Genomic DNA, 23,615 nt, shown 5'->3' with positions numbered 1-23,615 from the left:
GCTCGTTGCCGAGGCTTTCATTATTAACGTTTTGCCCTGCAGGGAAAGGATTGGAGTGAGCTTCCCACCGATTTTCTCTCAGATGCCGAACGTGGTTGGGTGAGAGGCAACGTGGTTAGCAGCCTTCCCGGTCGAGGACCGCTCAAGCGTTGGGACGCATTGCCGGCGACGTTGCCGCAACGCCACGTCGAGCGATGCGTGGCGTCAACATCCCGCATCGGCATCGGGTGTGTCGGTTCGACTTTCCGCAGTGCGAAGACAAGTTCGGGGCGTGCTTTTCTCGCTTTTTCATGCCCGCACCAAATAGTGAGCTAAGCTAGGTATTAGTTCCGGCGATTGAATTCGGCCGACGCGCAAGCTGTGCAAACCGGTGCTGGCTGCAAGCGGGCCAAAATAGCGTAACACAGGGGCTCCCGACGTGAAATATCGGGAAGCAATGGGCAATGAAGCTAAGAGATCTGCAAACGCTCACCGACAGCAAAGATCAGTTTGTTTTACTGGAATTCTATGCCGATTGGTCTCCTTGCCGATCGCTCACTCCTTGCGAATTGACGGCGGTCGCGGCGGCCCACCAAACACCTTTGGTTGTGGAGCATATCGACGTAACACAATCTCCCGGTGCGAGCGAGGCCTTCATGATCGATACGGTTCCAAGCGTCTTGTTGTACCGGGGCGGAACGCTGTTTCAACGTTGGGACGGCCCCTGCAATCCGTTGATCATCGTGCAGGATTTCGAACAAGTGATCACGGAGTGGGCCGTATGCGAGGCGTGCCATGAATGATCCTCGATTCCGTCGCGATGCTTGGCGTCGCCAGCCAATTCAGCCCGCCGGAAAATCGTTTGTGAAAACGATCGGCCTGTTTCGACATTTCATTCCTGTTGGCACTTGGCATTTTCCTTAGCGGACCGGTTCGACGTTCCAAACACCATCGCTGCATCTCTCGGTGACGCACTGTGACCCCCGTTCCACGAACTCTTCACCCCCACTGACATCTGTGAATTCGATACGATGAAAAACACAATCAAAAAACTACTGAAAGCGTTCTCAATCGACACCGCGGACACTGACGAGATCGAATCGGCTCCTCGCAAGCCTTGGATTTCTGACCTGGAGACGGTGGAACCGATGGTGTTGATGTCGGCGAGTCCTCTCGAAGGAATCGAACCGACCGACGTGGCGGACGGTGGTGATTTCGAATCCACCATTCCAACAGATGACAGTCCGATCGCCCTTGCTGAAACGCCCGTCTCAGATATCTTCGACGTGACCGATCAAGACGCTGCCGATCAAAATGACTTGCTGAGCGAAAACACCAATGCGTGGGGCGTCACAACCAGCGTTTCAGCCGATGCTGGTAGCGCACAAGAGGCGAAGATAGCCGTGAGTGCCGAAACGGGGACTCCCGGGCAACCAATCGATGTGGTGATCAGCGCTGAGCCCGAACCAGGAGATCAGGTCGAGAAGGTTGAGTTGTCGGGCTTACCCGAGGGAGCGCAGGTGCAAATCGGCGGTAGCCTGGTGCAGCCGGTCGATGGTAAGGTCGAGGTCGCATTTGATAAGTTGGATGAACTGAAGATCGTGCCCCCCTCGGGGTCGGCCGATGACTTTGATGTCACGATTTCGGTAACGACAACCGATGGCAACGACCGCAACGTTACTGAAGAAACATTCACCGTGGAGATCGATCCTACCGTGGATGTTACGGCTGCAAACGTTTCTGGGAACCAAGGGGACGCGATCGCTGTCGATTTGAAAATCGACAGCGAAGCGGCAGACCATTTGTTTGCTGTCATCAGCGGATTGCCTGACGATTCGAAGCTCGTAGTCGGCGAGACGGCGTTGGAAGACATTGGCGGGCAAACGCTTGTGCAACGTGACCAATTGAATGACTTGCAATTTGTTCCCGCCGACGGTTTCTCGGGCACGGTCGATTTGAAAGTCACCGGATTGGCAACCGATGGGGATTCCGATGCGGCTGTGGACCTGGCCAAGTTCACTGTCGACGTGGCTGCCAAAGCCATCGCCATCCCTGATGATGGTGTGGAGGCGGCTCAGTTGAATGCCGTCGCTGACACTGCGGTTGTAGGCCAGAAGGTCGACTTGACGATCAATGCGGCAGCAGTTGGTGACGATGCGATCACGGCGGTGGCTATTGAAAACCTGCCGACGGGAGCCAAGGTGGAAGCGGGCGGGATCGTCCTCACACCGATCAACGGCAAGGTCGGCTTGAACGCCAGCGACTTTAATAGCGTGAAAATTGTGCCTCCCGCTGGGTCGGCCGACGATTTTGATGTCACCGTTCGTGTGACGACGACCGACAACGGCGTCTCTCGCGATGTCACCCAGGTCGTCAATATCGATATCGATCCCGAGGTGAAAGTCTCTGCGGACAATGTCGTCGGAACCGAAGGCGGTCCGATCGATCTAAATCTGAAACTGGAGACTCAAGGGGCGGCTCAAACGACAGTTGTCATCAAAGGCATTCCCGATGGTTCGACCCTGGTCAGCGGCGGCGTCTTGATCACACCCAACAATGGCGAGGCATTGGTTCGCGCCGAGCAGTTAAATGGCCTCGCACTCAATCCAGCCCCCGGACTGAAAGGCACAATCGACCTGACAGCGAAAGTTGTGGCGGTCGACAACGACTTGGATGCGGTGAGCGTCAAAACCGACTTCAAGGTCAATGTCCTGGAATCTAACGCGGGCGACGCCCCCAGCAATGCACCACAGCCCAGCAAAGATGCCGTTCCTAGCGTCGACGACGTCAAAGAAGTGGTTGTTGAGAAAGTAGTCGCTCCGGTTGGTCACACGAGCGATCCTGCCGTCGTCACGCCTGCGGAACCTGTCGCTCCAGTGAAGGAAGTAGTCGTTGAGAAAGTAGTCGCTCCGGTCGGTCACAAAAGCGACCCTGTCGTCGTCACGCCTGCGGAACCTGTCGCTCCTGTCAAGGAAGTGATTGTTGAGAAAGTAGTCGCGCCGGTCGGTCACACGAGCGACCCTGTCGTCGTCACGCCCGCGGAACCTGTCGCACCTGCCAAGGACGTAGTCGTTGAGAAAGTAGTCACTCCGGTCGGTCACACAAGCGATCCTGTCGTCGTCACGCCTGCGGAACCTGTCGCATCTGTCAAGGAAGTAGTTGTTGAGAAAGTAGTCGCTCCGGTTGGTCACACGAGCGATCCTGTCGCCGTCACGCCTGCGGAACCTGTCGCACCTGCCAAGGATGTTGCAGCTGACCTTTTGGTCCAGACGGGCACCGATGGAAATGACAAACTCGTCGGCACCAATGGCAACGACAAAATCGATGGCGGGAAAGGTCACGATACGATCGACGGCGGCAAGGGGGATGATCTCCTCAATGGCGGCGACGGCAATGACAAGATCAATGGTGGTGACGGCAACGACCACATCGATGGCGGAGCTGGCAACGACATCTTGAACGGTGGCAATGGCAACGACAAGATCGACGGCGGTGCGGGGAATGACACCATCGACGGAGGCAAAGGGGATGATCTCCTCAACGGTGGCGACGGCAATGACAAGATCAATGGCGGTGACGGCAACGATCATCTGACCGGTGGTGCTGGGACCGATACGCTCAACGGCGGGAACGGGAACGATGTCCTCGACGGTAGCGACGATGCAACGCGTGATACGCTCAACGGTGGCGCCGGCAATGACAAGATCATCGCTGGCAAAAATGACGTCGCCAATGGCGGAGCGGGTGACGATGTGATCGTCGCCAAAGCTGGAAACGTGAAGGTCAACGGCGGTGCGGGCAACGACACGCTGGACCTATCGGAACTGCCACCCGACGCGCATAAGCCAGCGGAGATCAACGTTCCGGGCGGCGTAGCGAACGTGGGTGGCGAGAAGGTCACATTCCAGAACATCGAGAAGGTGATCGGCACCGCGGGAGATGACAACTTCTCGTTCAGCGGAGCCGCGAACGGCAATAAGTTCAACATCGACGGTGGTGAGGGTCACAACACGATCGACCTTTCAAACATTCCGGAAAAGGACATCACAATCGCCGACGGCAAGATCAGCATCAACACGATCATGTCAGCTCGCGACGGCCACGGTGCGTTGACCAACCAGAAGATGAGCTTCGAGATCCACTTCGACAACATCGAGAACGTCAAGGTTCAGGGCGGCAAGGTCTTGGATATCGAAGGCGAAGTCGCTCGACATGAACAGAACCAAGCGACCGATGGCAACGATCATCAAGTCGGCAGCGACAACGCGGACGTGTTTGATGCTGGAGCGGGTGATGACAAGATCGAAGGTGGCGCCGGCAACGATAAACTCAACGGCGGCGACGGCAACGATGTCATCGACGGCGGGAAAGGGAACGATGTGATCGATGGTGGCAAGGGGAACGACAACCTTAGCGGCGGCGATGGCAACGACAAGATCGAAGGTGGTGACGGCAACGACCACATCGACGGCGGAGCTGGAGCCGATACGATCAATGGCGGTGACGGTAACGACAAGATCGATGGCGGCGATGGGAATGATCGCATCTCCGGCGGTGCAGGTGACGACGTCATCGAAGGTGGTGCCGGCAACGATGTTATCGATGGAAACGAAGGCAACGACACACTGACCGGCGGTGAAGGATCTGACACTCTGCGAGGGGGCAAAGGCGACGATGTCATCGATGGCAGCGACGATGCAACGCGTGATACGCTCAACGGCGACAATGGTGATGACAAAATCATCGCTGGTAAAAACGACGTCGCCAATGGCGGAACGGGTGACGACGTGATCATCGCCAAAGCGGGAAATGTGAAGGTCAACGGCGGTGCGGGCCACGATACGCTGGACCTTTCCGAACTGCCGCCCGACGCGCATAAACCAGCGGAGATTAATGTCGCCAGCGGCGTAGCGAACGTGGGTGGCGAGAAGGTCACATTCCAGAACATCGAGAAGGTGATCGGCACCACGGGCGATGACAACTTCTCCTTCAGTGGCGCCGAAAACGGCGACAAGTTCACTGTCGACGGTGGCGAGGGTCACAACACGATCGATCTTTCAAACATCCCAGAGAAGGACCTCACGATCGCCGATGGAAAGATCACCATCAACACGATTATGTCGGCTCGCGATGGTCACGGCGCGTTGACCAACCAGAAGATGAGCTTCGAGATCCACTTCGACAACATCGAAAACGTCAAGGTTCAAGGTGGCAAGGTCTTGGACATCGAAGGCGAAGTCGCTCGTCATGAACAGAACCAAGCGACCGATGGCAACGATCATCAAGTCGGCAGCGACAACGCGGACGTGTTTGATGCTGGAGCGGGTGATGACAAAATCGAAGGTGGCGCCGGCAATGACAAACTCAACGGCGGCGACGGCAACGATGTCATCGACGGCGGGAAAGGGAACGATGTGATCGATGGTGGCAAGGGGAACGACCACCTTAGCGGCGGCGATGGCAACGACAAGATCGAAGGTGGTGAAGGCAATGACCACATCGATGGTGGAGATGGAGCCGATACGATCAACGGCGGTGACGGCAACGATAAGATCGACGGAGGTGACGGCAACGATCGCATCGCCGGCGGTGCAGGTGACGACGTCATCGAAGGTGGTGCCGGCAACGACATCATCGATGGCAATGAAGGCAACGACACTCTGACCGGTGGTGAAGGATCCGACACGCTGCGAGGCGGCAAAGGCGACGATGTCATCGATGGCAGCGACGATGCAACGCGTGATACGCTCAACGGCGACAATGGTGATGACAAAATCATCGCTGGTAAAAACGACGTCGCCAATGGCGGAGCGGGTGACGACGTGATCGTCGCCAAAGCGGGAAATGTGAAGGTCAACGGCGGTGCGGGCCACGATACGCTGGACCTTTCCGAACTGCCGCCCGACGCGCATAAACCAGCGGAGATTAATGTCGCCAGCGGCGTAGCGAACGTGGGTGGTGAGAAGGTCACATTCCAGAACATCGAGAAGGTGATCGGCACGACGGGAGATGACAACTTCTCCTTCAGTGGCGCAGAAAACGGCGACAAGTTTACTGTCGATGGGGGAGCCGGTCACAACACGATCGATCTTTCAAACATTCCCGAGAAGGATATTACGATCGCCGATGGCAAGATCCGCATCAACACGATCATGTCAGCTCGCGATGGCCACGGCGCGTTGACCAACCAGAAGATGAGCTTCGAGATCCACTTCGACAATATCGAGAATGTCAAAGTTCAAGGTGGGAAAGTGCTGGACCTTGAACCTGTAGAAGCGGCAGAACCTGTAGAAGCGATCAAGGAGCATCAAAAGCCCGTCAAAGGTTGGTAACAAGACCTTCGGGACTGATTCGACTAGCGACTTGCAGGCCTGAGGCCTGACATCCGCGTTGCTTTGGTACGATCAAGCGTTCTCAAGTCAGGGAACGCTTTTTCGATTCATGAGACCCGAGTGAATTTTGCATCCTAGCCCTGCCCTCGACGCGGTGGGCATTCCACGATTGGTCGCTGCGCGATCAAGATCGCGAGCGCTGGGAATCTGCTGGCAAATCGACCACATTGGTCGTTGATGCCACGATTAGAGCCTTGACGTCATCTTCCTCCCAGTGGCTGGTCTTGTTTGCGCCGACTTTCACGTACGGCGGCACGCGACGTGCAACGATCTTTCAGTTTGCCAGCACGTAGCACGACGGCGATCAAAATGGACGGTGTGCTGGACCAATGTTACGCACCGAACGGTCGCCGGATTCGACTCGAAGGGAAGGAAAGATTGCCATGCAGCCTCAGCATCGAGAACCGCCACTGAATCACATCGCGTGTCCGAGGTGCCATCGTGAAGTGGACGATCGAGCTGTCGCTTGTCCCCACTGCGGCGAACGAATCTACGTGGAGGTCCCCGGCGGAATCACTCCAACACGCCATCCGCCGCTTGACTTTCCGGGGACGGACACCCACGCGTCGCTTGAAGATCCACTTAATGCTAAGGAGCAACCTGAGATGAACGATGAAAAAGAAACCGATCACTGTGTGATTGCCGAATTTGACACATTGGATGACTTCGCCACAGCGCTGCAGGTTCTGGAGAAAGCCGGCTACACGGAGCACGAGGTGTCGACAATCACCAGTGTCACGGATCCTCGGTTCGCCGAGCTGAAAGAAACCGAACAAGGAGCGGGACTCCAAGCTCCGTCGGGCAAAACGACAGGTGTTGGGACGCTCGTCGGTGGCGCATTGGGAGGGCTGTTGGGCACCGCCACGATGGTCGGACCCATGTTGCTGGCGGGGCCAATCGTTGGCATGGCCGCCGGCGCAGTGGGCGGCAGTGTTTGGAGTGCGATGGAGAACCATGGCGTGCAAGCAAAAGACGCGTCGGGCTACGCAGCCAGGGTGCACGACGGAGCTTTGTTGGTCGTCGTGACTGGCTCGGAAGTGCGCGTTCGTGAGGCGGGCAACTCGCTGAAGACCGTTGGCCCGCGATCGCTGGAGCGTTTCGACAACCCTGTTGCAGGATAGGCCGTCTGTCGCCGAAACGAGATCGGAGTGGGAGCGAGGCGAATTGTGAGTGAAGCTCGACACGGGGCGAACAGCTTCTATACTGGCAATCCAATCTTTTCTCGCGGTCGCTGCACCATCCGTGGTACCACGAACTGTCGTTCGCCCTCTGTTCTTTTATAGAAGCCCAAGCCGATGCCAAATCCGTTCCGCACGCTTCCGCTGTTGCTGCTATTGTTGTCGACTCCCCTTTTCGCCGACGACCGCCCCAACGTCCTGCTGATCCTGGCCGACGACATCGGTTACGAAGCGTTGGGCTGTTACGGTGGCCTCGATTTCCAGACGCCACGACTGGACGCGATGGCGGCCGAGGGGCTTCGATTCTCCCGCGCCTACGCGAGCCCCGTCTGCACGCCGACGCGAGTCAGTTTGCACACCAGCCTCTACACCACGCGGCACCAGCACACGATCGTTTTGCCGGTCCATCACGGGACAAAAAAGACTGTCGATTTCCAAGCGATGCCAACCTTCGCCCAATCGATCCGGTCGACGGGATACGCCACCAGCGTGACGGGCAAATGGCAACTGGCGACGCTCGAACATTGGCCCAACCATATCCGCGACGCCGGTTTCGATTCGTGGTGCATCTGGCAGATCTGGCTGCAGGGCAAGAAGACGCTGCGGCACTGGAACCCGACGCTGAATCAAGATGGCCAGGTCCGCGACGACATCGCCGACCGCTTTGGCCCCGACGTGCTGGTCGATTACGTGATCGACCAGATGCGAGACGCTCAAGCCAAAGAGCAACCGTTTCTGATCGTCCACAACGAAATGCTGCCACACGATCCGATCATCGCCACGCCAGAGGATCGTCGACTGGGTCGCCCCGCGAAACTTGATCACATGATCCACTACATGGACCACCTGGTCGGTCGCCTGTTGGATGCTGTCGATTCGATGGGGCTGCGGGAAAATACCTACGTGCTGTTCATGGGAGACAACGGCACGCACGAGGAGGACTTTCGCAATCCGCAAGCCAACGAACCTGGGCAGCGGCGGCACACGCGGCACACCCGCGCGGGGAATGTCAACGGTGGCAAGCGCACACTTGGCGACGCAGGGACACACGTCCCTCTGATCGTCTGGGGACCACCTGGCGTTCCGGTGGGGCAGGTCTGCGACGACCTGGTCGACGTCGTCGATCTGTTTCCGACCTTCTGCGAACTGACCGAAACATCGATCCCCGAGGGACTGTCGATCGACGGGCGCAGCATCGCCGCTCAAATCCACGGCCAACCTGGACCAACGCGTCCATGGACGCATCAAGGGATCGGCAAAGAAGAGAATCTATTCGACGGCTCTTGGCGGCTGTTCCGCCAATCGGATGCCTTAAAAGACGCCCGATCGCTTCCCGCCGAACCCAATGCGGACAACCAAGATCCGCAATCGCAAGCCGCCCGCGAGCGACTGGAAACCGCCTTCCAAGCCATCACGCCCTAAAGCGCTGGAGTAAAGGCTTTAGCCGATCGCGTTGGAGTCAAGGCTTCAGCCGATCGCGCGCAATAAAACCGCTTTCCAATCGCCCGCCTAACGCAGCGACTGCAGATACCCGATCAGATCGGCCATCTCTTGGTCGGTCAATGATTCGTGCAGTCCTTGCGGCATGATCGAGACGCTGCCCGGTTTCATCTGTTCGATCTCGTCGCGATCGATCTCGATTGGATCGCCCGTCGCTCCTTGAAGCGTCACCGTGTCGATCGATCCGGTTTGCTTCAGAAGTCCGTTGAGCAGCTGGCCCGAGCTGGTCAACACGCTGTACGGTTCGAACTCGCGAGCAAAGCTGGCCGACGGAAACAGGATCGCTTCCAACAGATCGTGCGCGCCGCGGATCCGGCCGATCCGCGACAGATCGGGCCCGATCGGATTCCCCTCGACCGCGCCGCCGGCAAGCGAAGTATCGCCAACGCGGTGACAGCTGGCGCACTGAGCCTTCTTACCAAAGAAGACCTCGCGTCCGCGATCCGGATCGCCGCTGGAGAGCTTTGATTTCCAGCGAGCCAGTTTTTCCGAAGTCGTCTGGGCGTGCTGGCGGATGCGTTCCAACAACGGATCGGCAGCAGCTCGCACCTCGGGAGCATGCCCGCCGATCGCCACGGTGACCTGTGCCTCGGACAACAGCCCGCCGTGAGTCGACGATTGCAATGCTTCGATCAGGGCCAACGCCACCTCGGGGTTTCGGTCGCGGCTGTAGGCGACCAACAGATCGGCCAGCGATGTGGGACTGAGTCCTCGCAACTGGCGGCTTAGTGCGATCAGTTGTGGCGAGGTCAGGTAGGCGCGGCTGAGGATCGCAACGGCACTGCTGGCGTCGGTTCCGGCAGCTTCATCGGCCAACGTCTCGATCAACAATTCAAACGATTCGGCGTCCAACGACTTGTTGTTTGCCGAAGCGGCGGCGACGGCGGCCAACCGAACCGAGGTCGATGTTTTCGAATCGTGAGCAATCGCGGCGAGCGATTCGACGATCTGCGGGCTGCGCAAATTACCCGCTGCAGCGATCACCAGCATCCGCTGCGAATCCTCCGCGTCGGCCAATTGCTTGACGACCACCGATGCCAACGATGCGGAATGAGGCGATTCGGCGCGGGCGATCGCGGTGAGCAATTCGCGGCGCTGCGAGTCGTTTAACGACGGCGAGCTGAATTGCTCCGCAGCCCAGGCGGCGATCGAGGGATCCGAGAGAAAGGCTGCTAACAGTTCGGTGACATCGCGGCCGTCGCCGAACCACTGCTGCAACGTCGCCAGCGCCGCGTCGCGGAACTCTGCATGCTGGCGAATAATCTGCAGCGCCGCGGCGCGAACGGCATCGTCGGGATCATCCAACAGACGCGTCATCTCTTCGGCCGTCAGGGAGCCGGAGTCGAGCTGGTCGATCGCGATCAGAGCCCCCAACCGCGTCGCAGCCGATTCGGAAACCAAGCCCTTGCGCGTCGGATCGATCGCATCAATTTCGATCAATGCGTAGATGATCGCGTGCTGCTCGGAACGATCGACGCTGTGCGATAGCGATGCCAACAGCGGACCGACAGCGGCCGGATCGGCGGTTCGCCCCAACGCCTTCGCCGCCACGCGGCGGATCTGGGGCGAATCGTCTTGCAACAATTCGATCAGGCCGGCCGTTGCCTCGGAATCGGGGTTACTCGCCAAGATCTGGCAAGCCGCTTTTCGCATCGGTGCAAATGGATTGGTCAACGCCTGGCGGACAACCGCTTGAGCGGCGGGAGTGCCGATCCGCGCTAGCGCCCACAACGCACCAAGGCGTCCGTCGGGATAAGGCTGCCGATCGATCGTCGACTTCAGCGACGCAACGGCTTGGTCGCCGCGAGCCGCACATTCGGCGATCGCTCGCTCGCGAACCTTAAACCGCGTGTCTCGCAACCGTCGCACCAAGTCGGAGATCGGTGGATCCTGCCAATCGAGTTCATGCCCCCAAGGATCGGGAAGGTTTGTGACGCCATCGCGAGTGATCCGATAGATGCCGCCAAACTGCTCCGGTTTCGCGATTTGTGATGTCGGGCAACCGATGCGAAACCAGCCGCCAGTGTCGACGACCAACAAGCTGCCATCGGCATCTTCCAGGACATCGGTCGGATGGAAATCGGGGGAGGAGGACTTCAGGAACGGAGCCATCTCCGAACGGAAACTCGATCCCTCTTCGTTCCACGTGCAGCGGACCACCTCGCCGGTGTTGAAGATCGTCACAAAGATGTCGTCGCGGAACGAACGATCGATCACGCCACTGCGATACCGAGCCATCCCCGAGACCGCGACATGGCCAAAACTAAAAACTGGTTCCAGCAGGTCGCCGGTCCGCTTGAATTCACCCAGCACCCGCTGCGAGTGAGGATAGGTGCCGCCGTGCAGCCAGTGAACCAAGCAGTCTTCGCGAGGCGAGGTCTTGAGAATATTGACGGTTCCAAAAACGTCGCCCGTTTCGGTGAAGTCGACTTCGACAGGATTGTCCATCCCGCCGCCGCTATGGGCTCGAACATCCGAACCGTCGGGACGGCAGGAGAAGATATAAGATCCCGAACCCTTGCTGGTGACGTTCCCGGCGTCGTCTTTGACTTCGTGCCCGTGCCGGCCATCGCACCAATAGATCCGTCCGTCGGGCGAGACGAAGCAGCCGTGAATACTCGCCGCGTTCCCGTTGTAACCAAACCCGCTGACCAATTTCTCGCGGACGTCGGCGACGCCATCGTCGTCGGTATCCTGCAACCGCCAGATATTTGGTGGGGCGGCGACGTACAGCGATCCGGCGTGCCAGGCGGCTCCCATCGGCAGCGTCATCTCGTCGGCAAACAGACTGCGTCGATCGAACCGGCCGTCGCGATCGGTATCCTCCAACATCACGATCGAATTGGGGAGCTGTTCTTCCAAGTCGTCGCTGCGCAGGTTCAGCCCCGCGCTTTCGGCGACGAACAATCGCCCGCGATCATCGAACGAAGCCATCATCGGATGCTGGATCATCGGCGGACCGGCGACCAGTTCGACGCTGTAGCCCTCGGGAACCGTGAGCTCTGCCGGAGCGTAGCCCTCGGACAGGGCTGGCGGTTCGACGGCGGGCAACGGCTGCTTCTTTTCCGGTACCGGCTCGAACAGCACCGTCTGCGCATCCCCTCCATTCCAGAGGTCGTACTTCGGATCGGCGTGCTCGTTGAAGAATCGCTCCAGCCGCGCCGACAGAACGCTAGCGACTTGCGGTTGTTCTGCGATCCGGTTGTATTGCTCTTCGGGATCGTTTTTCAGATCGAACAGTTCATCGGGGCCGTTGGGAAAGCGTCGGATCAATTTCCAGTCGTTGGTGCGGACCGAACGAAGTGTCTCGAATTCGAAGAAGACCGCATCGTCGACCGAACGCTGCAACGGCTGGCCGCGCAGTTCGCCGCTGGTATCGCGGCCGGGCAAATTGGTCGATTCCGGGATCGAATCGCCGAGTCCCAGATAGTTCAGCAGCGTGGGGGCAAAGTCGTAGTTGCAGGTCAGCAGATCGCTGGTCTTCCCCGCATCGATCGCACCGGGGTGACGCCAGATCAACGGCACCTGCATCATCGGATCGGTCACCATCGTGGGACGCGTGTGATCGCCCATGCCAAACAGCCCACCGTGGCCGCCGGCCCAGCCTTGGTCTCCGGTAAAGATGACGATGGTGTTTTCATCGATTCCCAGTTCGGCAAGCGTCTGCATGATCTCGCCAACGCCATCGTCGACGCCACTGACTTCGGTCGCCACGCGGGAGATCGAGACCGGATTGTTTTGGAAGTCCTTGTTGTTGTATTGCCATGGATGCGGCTTGCCATCGGGGAACGAATCGAAGTTCTTCCCGCGATACGCTTCGACGTGTCGGTTCTTCCCTTCGCGCAGCAACAGATTGCTCAAAGCATAGGGACCGTTGTAGGCGAGGTACAAGAAAAACGGCTTCTCGACCGCTGCCTGCTGGCGGATGAACTTCACCGCGTGGTCGGTCCACAGGTCGGTGGTGTATTGCGGTTCGCTGCGCTGTTTGCCATTTTCGATCACTTGGTCGCCATAAAACGTGCCGCTGCCGCCAACAGGTTTGGTGATCCAATAATCGTCCAGCCCACTCTGCGGACTCATGTTGCCGCCCAGATGCCACTTGCCGACCAAGCCGCACGCGTAGCCGGATTCCTTCAAGACCGCAGGGACCGACAGGAACGGGGCGATCGTATTGCGAGCTTCAGGTCCGGTTTGCCAGCGTCCGCCGTGCAGGTAGCTGTGCACGCCATGTTGGCTGGGAATCAAGCCGGTCAGCAGCGTTGCCCGGTTGGGCGAACAGACCGGATTGACGGCGAAGGCGTTGTCGAAGCGAACACCTTCAGCAGCCATCTTGTCCAGATGTGGCGTTTTGATCTCTTGGTTGCCATAACAACCAAGCGTCCATGCGCCATGGTTGTCGGTCAAGATAAAGATCACGTTGGGACGATTGTCGGCAGCGACTCGGGTACCGATCGCAAGACAAACAATCCCAATCGCAAGCATGCAGCGTCGAAGAAACATTGGCGTACTCTCGAAGTTAAGGCGGGCGAGGGCCGCGCCAAGGCGCAACCTGCGTGATAAGGGGGGGATTCGGTCGTTCGCGTCAGCAATTAAATGTTGCTACCGCCGTCGCACGAATCGATGTTGGGAGAGGGCTGACCATCAGCATGACACGACTGGCGGCGAATGCAAGCAGTCAGTCACCTGACGGGCTCTCGGCGTCGCAAAAATGCGGGGATTGCCACGAGGTAGCTGAGCAACTCCACCCCCGCTGCGGTGATCAACAGCCCGTAAACGGCGACTTTCGTTGGTGGCGAGGGGAAGTTGAAATCAAAAAGTCCCTGCTGTGAAAACGCTGCGTACATAAAAGCGGCCAACACGATGAAGCAGGAAAGTGCAGAAGGCCAAAACGGCCAACGACTGCCTCGGGCCAATCGGAAGCCAAGCCAAGCCTTGGGGGCATGAAGCAGGATGGAGACCGAGACCGCTTCGGTGGCATTTTTGACCAGCAGGTCATGGGATACCACGTCCATGGTCGCGAGCACCGTGTTTTGCTGGATCAACCAAACGATCAACGCCGTATGCAGCCAACATGTGTAGACGCCAGCAAAACGGATCCGCTGGGATTGATGGCACCATTTGAAAAACTTATCCCGAAGCGTGGGGACACGAGCTAAAATCGGTTGCCCTTCGAGAAAACGTCTTAGATCGTCTCGCAATTGGCCGACAGTGTCGTAGCGGTCGTCGATATCCTTTTGCAGGCACTTGCTGCAAATGATCGAAAGATCGACAGGGACACGTTCATCCAACTGATGTGGCAACTCAGGATCCTCGGTCGTCAACCGGTGCAACAATTGCCCAAAATGGGCTCCTTCGATTGGCGGCTTTCCAATCAGAAGTTCGTACAGCACCGCGCCCAAGCTGTAGATGTCGGCTGATACCGAGGGCAATTCCTCGCTGGCGGTAAGGCATTCGGGAGCCATGTAGAGTGGAGTTCCCAAGACGACGCTGGTGCGGGTGACCGACCAATCGCTCGATTGCATCGACGCTAATCCAAAGTCGGTCAACCGAGGCTGGAACGGTAGGTTTCGAGAGGGGGATTCCGCTTGGGGCGAAGCGACGGGAAAAAGAAGCACGTTGCCCGGTTTGATGTCGCGATGCAGGACACCATGCCGATGCGCGTAGCTCAATGCATCGGCCAGTTGGGCGATCAGTTCGGCAGCCCCAACGCACGACAAGCGATTGGTTGGATCGAGCAGCCAAGTGCGGAGATCAGGGCCATCACACAACTGGGAGACGATATAGGAGAGTTCACCATCGGTCCCCGCTTCGTAGACTTTCACGATCCCTTCGTGATCCAATGCCGCGACGATCTTCGCTTCCCGATACAGCCGATCGGTTTGGCCCGTCATAAAGTCCGCTCGGGGAACTTTGACGGCGACGTGCCTTCCCAGATTGGGATCCAACGCTTTGTAGACGATGCCAAATCCGCCGCGACCAACCTCCCGCTGAATCACAAAGCGATCGACCTGCATGCCGGGCAACAACAACGTGCGATCGACACATGGATCGTGCGCGGTGACGTACCCGTGTTCGGTCGTATGGTTTTGGCGAATCGGAGTCGCTTCGGACGCCTCGACGCTAGGATCTCGTTCGTCAGCCAAAAATTTACTCCAACATCAACCTCGTATTTTTTTAGATACGTTGTCTCGCTAGCATCGCGCAGCCTTATTCATCGGTTGCATCTTCATGCAATTCCTCATCATCGGCTCGCATCAACGCGACCGCTTCGTTCATCTCCGCTGCAAACTCGCGCAGTTCGTTCGTCTTGTCACGGGTCATATGCAGGTACTCGATGATCGGCGTCTCGTTTGCTGTCAAATTCCCCTCTTTATCGACCGCATAAACGATCCCCGATATCAGCACGTGATCGCCCGTTTCACATTCGGGACAGGTCGCCAGATCGATGCGGACATGTCGGTCTTCGGCGGGATTGATTTTCAAGTGCCGCAAGGCTTCCAGTCGGCCATCGCGAACTTCGGCCCAAGCGGGATCGTCAGCATCGACCGGCAGTTCGGCGATCCCCACATCCAACGTCGTCCAACGTTCACAGGCTTCACAAAACGGCCGGAACCCATAAGTGCCAAGAGCCAACATCCAGCTGGTGATGAACAGCGTCGCCGCTTCGATTCCCCACAACACCACCAAGGGCCAACCCTTGATCGTGTCGGCCCCCCCTCGCATGCTCCACAATCCGTTTTCGAACAGCCAGGTAACCCAGGCTGCCAGCGAAAGCGGCAGCAGATCGGCCAAGCCGACATTGTCGATCGCCCCTTCCAATCCCAACTCGCCTACCACTAACCAAAACCGCTGCACTCCCCATGATACGTAGTAGGCAAGTCCCATCGTGGCGACGGTGGCCAAGATCACAAAGCCGCGATTGCGGATCTTGGCTGTTTCGCAAACCTTGCCGACGACAAACCCAACCGCCGAAGCGAACAGCAGGCTGATTAGCCACTTCAGTTTGATGAACGGCAGGAAAACCATCGCGGCGCTATAGGCGGCACCTCCGATGAGAGCTAGAGGTGTCAGCAGCAAGATGCACCAAAGTAGCCCGGCGACGGGAACACGGCCGCTATGACGGTACAGACCCATGCGAGGCACCTGAGATGTGAATAGCAAGAGGAGGAAAGCTTGCATTCTAGTGCATCGCCCCCGTCGATGCACGTCTATTGGTATCCCCGATTTCTCCACAACACAGGCGGCGTTCCTCCAATAGAACAGCTTGCTTCACCCACCCGAGGCATCGGCCGTATCGTTCACTATCAGTGACAGATCACGATCAGCTTTACCCGTCCAGCGCAGCCGGAAGGGGCGGGAGACGAGTGCGAAGTGAGTTTTTTGGGGAGGGCACGTTCACCGGATCGAACGCCCCGAGATGAGAACCGGCAGGCTCCCATCCTGGAATCGCGGTACCCTGGTCTGGCCCTCCTCCCGCTAAACTGCGTTTTGGCAGGGTGAAGTGACGCCCGACTTAGCCCCTCCGGCGAAGCCTCGAGAGGGTCTGGAAACTGCGTTTAAAGAGAGTGCTCGAATGGTCCTCGGCGGCTCAGGAGATCGCTTCGCCCAGACCGATACGCTCTGCCGCTTGTTCATATAAAGTCCGCGCAGCGGGCAGTAGGGCTTCGAGATCTTGGGACCGGCGTTCATCCGATGGGTGGGTCGATAGGAACTCGGGTTGCTTCTCCCCCGTACCGGCGGCGCCAAAGCGGGTCCAGAATTTGGGAGCCTCCGCAGGATCGTAACCGGCATTGGCCATCAGAGTGATCCCGATCTCGTCGGCTTCGGATTCGTGTTTGCGGCTGAAAGGAAGCAGCACGCCATATTCGGTCGCCATCCCGTAGGCTTTGAAGATCATCTCCTTTTTCGTCTCTTCCTGATTCTGAAGGATGTAGCTGGCCGCTGTCTGAACGCCCTGTACCGCGGCATTTTGGCTCATCCGTTCGCCGCCGTGCCGTGCCAACGCGTGGGCGATCTCGTGCCCCATCACCACAGCCAAGCCCGCTTCATTCTGGCAGATCGGCAGAATCCCTTCGTAAACGGCGACTTTGCCACCGGGCAGACAGAACGCGTTCTGCTCTTCGCTCTGCAGCGTCTTGAATTCCCACTCGAAATCGCTGCGGCCAGCGACCGCCGCGATCCGCTGGCCGACGCGTTGGACCAACGCGGTGTATTGCGGGTTTTCGCTCAGTGGCGTTTCTTTGGTGACTTCGCCATACGCCTCGGAGCCCAACGACATTTCTTTCCCTTCGGGATAGATCAGCAATTGTTTGCGACCGGTGATCGGCGCGGTGCGACAGCCGCACGCAGCGACTCCGGCCACCGTGCCTGTCATCAGCAGCTTATGGATGCACTGGCGGCGATTGATTTCTTTCATAACTGACGTCCGGCGAAAATTCATGGAACCGTTGGCCCTCGCGATCGCTGAATTGCACGAGCGATCGGCAGCAGGGCATACCCAGGGAATCTATTCGCCGAAACCGCGACGCGATGTCAACCCGGAAATCGAATTGCCAAGGGCCTCAAAGGCTGGATGATCCCCCCAATGGTTAGCTTTTCCGAACGACTCTTCGCGAAATTCACCTTGGCAGGTTATGATGTTGGGTTCAGCCACTGCTTGATCGTCGACTCGCCGGAACCCCTTTCGAAGTAAGCGTGCATCGGGCCGTGAGACTTCGAAATCGAAACTGAAGAAAAGGCCTCCCATGTCGGAAATGCACCAATTGTTGGGACTGGACCCGCGAATCGAGCGTCCCAATGCTTACCAGATTTTTGGTCTGGAGGTCCTGGAGTCGGATGACGCGAAGATCCGCGCGGCCGTTCGATCGCTGATCGCCCGTTTGAAGGCCTCCAAAGCCGACGCCGATCCTGCCGCCTGGGCCCAGGCCGCCAAGAGCGTCAACAAGGCCCAGCAGATCCTTGGCGATCCGGCGCAGAAGACCAATTACGACAACCGTTTGCGGAGCACGTTCGAATCGGTTGCGGTCGGCGCACCACAACGCGAACTCGCTACCGCCGCTACCGCCGCCGCGCCGCCGGCGGGACCGATCGATCCGTTGGCCGCTTGGCTGCCCGACGCCGACCCTTTTGCCGTGTTTGACATGGCCGCCGCGTTTGAGGCGCTGTCGTCGGATCCCGAGCGGATCGATCAAGAAATCGAAGACTCTTTGGCGGCGGCCGATGAAAATTTGGCGACCGCCGCAATCGCTCCGAACCCCGAAAATCCGTTCGGCAACGCCGCTGCACCGGTGGCTGCGGTCGTTGCGGAACCGATCGTCAACACGCCCAAGTCACGCGTTCGTCGCAAACGCGGGTTCCCCGTTGCGGGCGTCCTGATGACGCTGTTTGTTTTGGGGTTGTTTGGCGCGATGGGCTACTGTGTCAAGCTGCTGATGGACCGTGAACAGGACCATGCAGCGCAGATTGCTCAGGCACGCCCCGCAGCGACAGCTCCTCCCGTTGCGGCTCCCCAGCGACCACGCGACAACGTGATGGGCGATCTTTTGCCCGCAGGATCACCGACGCAATCGACCGAAGAGGATTCGGGCATCCGAATGGGCGTGCTGCTGACCGACGACGGAGCCGCTTTGGACCAGGACGGATTGGGAGACCGAGGCTTCAGCCCAAACGATATGTCGCCCTCGATGGAGATGAATCAGCCGATGGGCATGTCGCCCTCGATGGAGATGACGACCGTCGAAGAGATCCCGATGGCGGAGGCTCCCAAGCCAACCAAACCTCCCAAGCCGGAAGCCCCTTCACCGGCGATGATTCAAGCCGCGACGGCGGCAGCGAAGCAGGCCCGCGACGCGATCGCCGCCGGCGACTGGGATCAAATGATACCGCTGGCTGAAAAAGCAAACGATCTAGCTCAGACACCGGAGCAACAACAATCGGCATCGGCTCGCCGCCGGTTGGTTCACTACGCTGGGGAGTATCAGGCTGCGATCGACCGCAGCTTGGACCAACCGCTCGATACGTTGGAGATCCGCGAAGGTTTGACCGTCGCGGTTGTCGAAGTCACTCCGACAGAACTGACGCTGCGGCTTCCCGGACGCAATAAGACCTACCCGCGAGCGACGCTTCCCGCCGTGGTTGCCAACGCCTTGGCTCCGCTGTCGCTGCCTAAAGACGACGCCTTGGTGACCACGTTTCGATCCGCTTGGCAGTGTCTTCAAAAGGAAGCGACACCCGCCGATCGCGAGCTGGCATTCAAGGATTGGCAACGTGTTGCCGGACAATCGGCCGACGCGGACGTCTCCGGATTGGAAGCGGAAGTCAAAGCGATCTTTCCTTAACGACAACCTGCCCGTCGACAATGGCCTCGGCGACCGATATCCTCACGCGCGGGCGAACCTTTTGACCTCCCAAGGTTCTCTTGTTCCATTCCGTCGCCCCCTCCAAAGGTTTGTTTGATGTCGCCCGTCGTCGACCTAACGTCCGATCTGATTCGCTTTCCATCGGTCAGCCACCGCTGCAACGAAGATGTCGCTGCGTTTGTTCAGCAGCAATTGGATCGGTTGCAATTCACCACCGAACGCGTCTCGTACGTCGACCCCGCGGGTGTCACGAAGGTCAGTCTGGTCGCGCGCCGCGGCGAGGGAGTCGGCGGAATGGCCTACTTCGCGCACAACGACGTCGTCCCGGCCGACGACTGGCAGGGCCCCGGCAGCAACGATCCCTTTGATCCAATCATCGAGGGCGGGCGGCTGTACGGCCGCGGCAGTTGCGACATGAAAGGCTCGCTGGCCGCGATGTTGATCGCCGCCGAAAGCGTCACGGCAACACAACAGCAAGCGCCGCTGTGGATCGTCGTCACCGCCGACGAGGAGACGGGTTTTGGCGGCGCGCGGAACGTCGTTGACCAGTCGCAGCTGTATCGCGAAATGGTCGAACAACAACCGGTCGCCGTGATCGGCGAACCGACTTCGCTGGACATCGTCCACGCCCACAAAGGGATCGACGGCTTTCGACTGACCAGCCGTGGCAAGGCGGGGCACAGCAGTTCGCGCGATGGCGTCAACGCCACGCTGCCGATGATCTCGATGCTGCAACTGTTGAAGTCGATCCACGAACGCACTCAAAGCGATCCCACTCTGCAAGACGCCCGCTTCGATCCGCCCGACCTCTCCTGGAACATCGGCATCACCGGCGGTGGGACCGCGATCAACGTGACTCCGGCGAAGTGCCAGGCTTGGGGCAGCATGCGAACCATGCCCGGGATCGACGGCAGCGAATTGATCGAACAAGTGCAGGCCAAAGCCGCGGAACTGGGGATCACATTCCAACGGATCAACGGTTGCGGCCCGATGTGGATCGACGCCGATGCCCCTTTCGTTCGCGAGATGGTTGAATTAACCGGGACGGAAAAACCGAAAACCGTATGTTACGGAACCGATGCGGGCATCTTCAGCGAGTTCGAACAGATGGTCGTCTGCGGGCCTGGCGATATTGCTCAAGCCCATACCGTGGACGAATGGATCGATCTGCAGCAGCTTGATCGTGGCGTGGAAGTCTATCAACAAGTGATTCAGCGTTGGTGTTGCGAACCGCACCCACGTCGAGCGTAATCTTCGGGGTATCTTGATGAGTGTAACCATTCGTGAAGCGGCAGTAGACGATGCTGCGGTGATCTGGGAATTCCTGGAGCCCTTTTTCGCCGATCGGCTGCTGTTGCGGCGCAGCGAGGAAGAGGTCCAAGTGCTCAGCAAACACGGCTTCGTCGCCTTCGAAGCCGACGTCTGTGTCGGTTTTGCCGCGGTCGAAATCTACAGCCGCAAGCTGGCCGAAATTCAGTGCCTGGCCGTTGCCGAAAGGTTTCGCAACCAAGGGATCGGCCACGAATTGGTCGGTCGCTGTGCGATGCGAGCTCGGGAATTGGGGGTGATGGAGGTGATGGCGATCAGTTCGTCGGAACGGTTCCTGCAATCGTGCGGCTTCGATTACGCGTTGCCCGATCAAAAGAAGGCGCTCTTTTATCAGTTGCGTCCGCGCGAGTAAATCGCGCCCGCCCAGGGCGCCGATCGATGTGATGCTGCGCTGCCGATCATCGCAGCCCGCACAACGCCTCGGCCAAGCGATCGATCTCCTCGTCGCTGTGGCTCGACGACAGACTCACCCTCAATCGCGCCGTCCCCTTGGGAACCGTCGGGGGTCGAATCGCGGGAACAAACAGGCCGGCATCGGCCAGCCGCTGCGAGGCCCGCACCGCTTCCTCGTTGCTGCCAACAACAAACGGTACGATCTGTCCGGGCGTCGACATCGGGGGCAGCCGCCACTTGCTGGCGACGCGATCGCGCAGCCGCTGGGAGAGTTCAAACAGCTGCGCCCGCCGCTGCGGTTCCTCTTGAATCTGGATCACGTTGGCAAGCGCCGCCGAAACGAGCGCCGGAGGGAGGGCCGTGCTGAAGATCATCGATCGGGATCGGTTCACCAGATAATCGGTGACGACCTGTGGCCCAACGACAAAGCCTCCCATCGCACCGATCGCTTTGCTGAGCGTGCCGATCCGAATCGGCACCCGATGCTTCACTCCCAAGTGCTCGCACAATCCGCTTCCCGAATCTCCAAAGACTCCCGTTCCATGCGCTTCGTCGGCGATCAAGATTGAATCGTACCGGTCGGCCAGATCGCACAACGTTTCCAGCGGGGCGAAGTCGCCATCCATGCTGAAGACGCTGTCGGTGACGATGAAGACCCGCGCAAATCGCCGCCGATGGGTTTCCAATAGCGCGGCGACGGCCGACGTGTCGTTGTGCGGGTAGACGAATCGCTGCGCCTTCGACAATCGGCATCCGTCGATGATGCTGGCGTGGTTGGCGGCGTCGCTCAGGATCAGATCCCCCGCTTCGGCCAAAGCGGAGATCGTCCCCAGATTAGCGGCAAACCCGGTCGGAAATAAAACGCAGCTATCGGTCGCTTCCCACTCGGCGAGACGTTGCTGCAACTGCAACGCAACGGGAGAAAACCCGGTCACCAGCGCGCTCGCACCACTCCCCATCGATCCATGCTCAGGCCGCTGCGTCGATTGCTCCGCCGCCATCCCCAAGTAATCGTTGGAGCCAAAATTGACCAGGTCGATGCCGTCGGATTGGATCACCATCCGGCCGGGCTGCGACTGCCGAGGCATCAGCTGTCGCGTAGCCCCTTCGCCGTCGAGCTGCTTCAGTTGTTTAGCGATCCAGTCGAAACGTGCGTCCATGCTGCGGAACTACCTGACGTTGAGCTTGAAATTGATGAGGTCATTGATCGCGGTTCTGCGCCCAGCCCCCGGATGTAGCGCTAGCAATACTAGCACGAAACGCAAGCGAGTAAATACGAACCACTTTATCGGTCGCGAATCACTCAATTGCTCGCTGGCGCGTGGTGCTGGTAAATGGTTCATGCACGCTCTATCGCGGAGCGAAAAACGCCCTCCTACAACTGGGTTCCGCTGGCCACGAGGTGTCCTTGGGACAGCTGGATCTCGATGCTGTGAAACAGCACCGGCATCTGGTCGGTATACCATTCTTCATCTTTACCGACCAAGACGACGCGTCCGCCCGAGCGAAGCGCTTTGTGCGCGGTCGCCACGAACAATTCGGCGATCCGAAAATCGGCGTAGAAGGGAGGATTGCCGAGGACCAAATCGAAGCTCCCCGGCGCATCGATCTGCCTGGTACCCGAACCGCTTGCCGTCACGATGGTCAACGGGTTCAAGTCGGCTCCGGCCAACACGCGCTGCACCTCGCGGGAGTTGCTGTCGATGCAATGGACTGTCGCATCATCGGCCCCGTTGCGCATCGGCATCTCGTGATCTCATGCAGTGCAGCTCCAGCGAAGTGCTGACTACTCACGTTGCATTCGTAGGATTACGAAGCAGGGATCACGGCGCTTCGATTTGCGCGATGCATCGGTCCACGTAAGCTGCGCACCCAAGAAACGCGATCCACGAGGCAAAATTGAACTGCAGGAGCGAGCTTCCCAGGCGTACCTGCGAAGCTCGTCCTCGAAATTGCTCCGGCAAGCAAAACGCTCCGCCGTACCGCTACATTCTCTCCGATAGCCGCCAGGCGTAAGCTATTGCAAGTCAAAGTCGAATGTGTTTGAGCCACCTTCGACTTCGGCGGTCAGCTCCGTGTTTTTGTTGTACTTGGCGGGCAGTTGAACGACCTTTGCGGCAGGAGTTACCTCTTCCTCACCGACCTGCACACCGGTCTCAACTTTGACAGAATGCGGCCCCACGATGGCGCCTTCTTTGAGGCCGGTGAACATCAGGGTGTAGTGGCCAGCCGCGTCGGTCATGCCGTGGGCCGATCGCTCGCCCGAGGTCGGGTAGAAGCTGACCATGGCGTCGGGTAACGGCTGCCCGCCGAGTGTGACGGTTCCACTGACCTTCCCCAAGGCTGGCCCGCTATCTTGGCCGCACCCGACCAAACTGACGACCAAGCAAACCATCAGCGACAATGTAATGCGCTCTCGATGCATTCCAGCTCCGCTCCATTTATCTAGCGTGTACAAGTTATTTAGACCCATCGTAAAGAGACGA

Annotated in this window: 14 protein-coding genes; 7 read left to right on the top strand and 7 right to left on the bottom strand. The window is 58.8% G+C overall.

Going from position 1 to position 23,615, the window contains the following annotated elements; all coding sequences use genetic code 11:
- The first annotated feature begins 443 nt into the window (after positions 1-443).
- The 4 genes from Poly24_RS26085 (at position 444) to Poly24_RS26070 (ending at position 8,971) form a co-directional block, all read left to right on the top strand.
- Complete coding sequence (locus Poly24_RS26085) at positions 444-782, top strand: thioredoxin family protein (RefSeq protein ID WP_145102402.1); 339 nt, start codon at positions 444-446, stop codon at positions 780-782.
- A gap of 228 nt (positions 783-1,010) precedes the next feature.
- Positions 1,011-6,311 carry a calcium-binding protein gene (locus tag Poly24_RS26080; RefSeq protein WP_145102401.1) on the top strand — a complete coding sequence of 1,767 codons (5,301 nt, stop codon included), beginning with the start codon at positions 1,011-1,013 and terminating at the stop codon, positions 6,309-6,311.
- A gap of 665 nt (positions 6,312-6,976) precedes the next feature.
- A complete protein-coding gene (locus tag Poly24_RS26075; RefSeq protein ID WP_231753357.1) occupies positions 6,977-7,492 on the top strand; it encodes a DUF1269 domain-containing protein in 516 nt (171 codons plus the stop codon).
- A gap of 174 nt (positions 7,493-7,666) precedes the next feature.
- Positions 7,667-8,971: a sulfatase-like hydrolase/transferase gene (locus Poly24_RS26070; protein ID WP_145102399.1), complete on the top strand. Its 1,305-nt coding sequence runs from the start codon at positions 7,667-7,669 to the stop codon at positions 8,969-8,971.
- Between the two features lie 87 nt (positions 8,972-9,058).
- On the opposite strand, the gene Poly24_RS26065 is transcribed toward Poly24_RS26070, so the two are convergent.
- The 4 genes from Poly24_RS26065 to Poly24_RS26050 form a co-directional block, all read right to left on the bottom strand.
- Entirely contained in the window at positions 9,059-13,549 is a 4,491-nt protein-coding gene (locus tag Poly24_RS26065) for a PVC-type heme-binding CxxCH protein (protein WP_145102398.1), read from the bottom strand.
- Positions 13,550-13,728: 179 nt separating this feature from the next.
- Positions 13,729-15,192 carry a serine/threonine-protein kinase gene (locus Poly24_RS26060; protein ID WP_145102397.1) on the bottom strand — a complete coding sequence of 488 codons (1,464 nt, stop codon included), beginning with the start codon at positions 15,190-15,192 and terminating at the stop codon, positions 13,729-13,731.
- A gap of 64 nt (positions 15,193-15,256) precedes the next feature.
- Complete coding sequence (locus tag Poly24_RS26055; protein ID WP_145102396.1) at positions 15,257-16,183, bottom strand: hypothetical protein; 927 nt, start codon at positions 16,181-16,183, stop codon at positions 15,257-15,259.
- Positions 16,184-16,637: 454 nt separating this feature from the next.
- Positions 16,638-17,465, bottom strand: coding sequence for a M48 family metallopeptidase (locus Poly24_RS26050; RefSeq protein ID WP_197452179.1), 828 nt, complete (start codon positions 17,463-17,465; stop codon positions 16,638-16,640).
- Positions 17,466-17,793: 328 nt separating this feature from the next.
- Here Poly24_RS26050 and Poly24_RS26045 point away from each other — a divergent pair, with 328 nt between their 5' ends.
- From Poly24_RS26045 to Poly24_RS26035, 3 genes are all read left to right on the top strand, one after another.
- Positions 17,794-19,386 (top strand): hypothetical protein, encoded by a 1,593-nt coding sequence (locus Poly24_RS26045; protein ID WP_145102395.1) that lies wholly within the window; start codon positions 17,794-17,796, stop codon positions 19,384-19,386.
- 117 nt (positions 19,387-19,503) lie between these two features.
- Positions 19,504-20,658, top strand: a complete 1,155-nt coding sequence (locus Poly24_RS26040; protein ID WP_145102394.1) for a M20 family metallopeptidase — start codon at positions 19,504-19,506, stop codon at positions 20,656-20,658.
- 16 nt (positions 20,659-20,674) lie between these two features.
- The gene (locus tag Poly24_RS26035) at positions 20,675-21,088 is read left to right on the top strand and encodes a GNAT family N-acetyltransferase (RefSeq protein WP_145102393.1); all 414 of its coding nucleotides are present in this window, start codon (positions 20,675-20,677) and stop codon (positions 21,086-21,088) included.
- Positions 21,089-21,134: 46 nt separating this feature from the next.
- On the opposite strand, the gene Poly24_RS26030 is transcribed toward Poly24_RS26035, so the two are convergent.
- The 3 genes from Poly24_RS26030 to Poly24_RS26020 form a co-directional block, all read right to left on the bottom strand.
- The gene (locus tag Poly24_RS26030; protein WP_145102392.1) at positions 21,135-22,289 is read right to left on the bottom strand and encodes an aminotransferase class I/II-fold pyridoxal phosphate-dependent enzyme; all 1,155 of its coding nucleotides are present in this window, start codon (positions 22,287-22,289) and stop codon (positions 21,135-21,137) included.
- Positions 22,290-22,504: 215 nt separating this feature from the next.
- Positions 22,505-22,876 carry a methyltransferase gene (locus Poly24_RS26025; protein ID WP_145102391.1) on the bottom strand — a complete coding sequence of 124 codons (372 nt, stop codon included), beginning with the start codon at positions 22,874-22,876 and terminating at the stop codon, positions 22,505-22,507.
- Positions 22,877-23,146: 270 nt separating this feature from the next.
- Entirely contained in the window at positions 23,147-23,554 is a 408-nt protein-coding gene (locus Poly24_RS26020; protein ID WP_145102390.1) for a carboxypeptidase-like regulatory domain-containing protein, read from the bottom strand.
- Between the last annotated feature and the right edge of the window lie 61 nt (positions 23,555-23,615).

The organism is Rosistilla carotiformis (assembly GCF_007753095.1).
In the GTDB taxonomy this organism is placed as follows: Bacteria; Planctomycetota; Planctomycetia; order Pirellulales; family Pirellulaceae; genus Rosistilla; species Rosistilla carotiformis.
The sequence above is the reverse complement of the archived record's forward strand: the minus strand, read 5'-3'. Positions and strand labels throughout refer to the sequence as shown.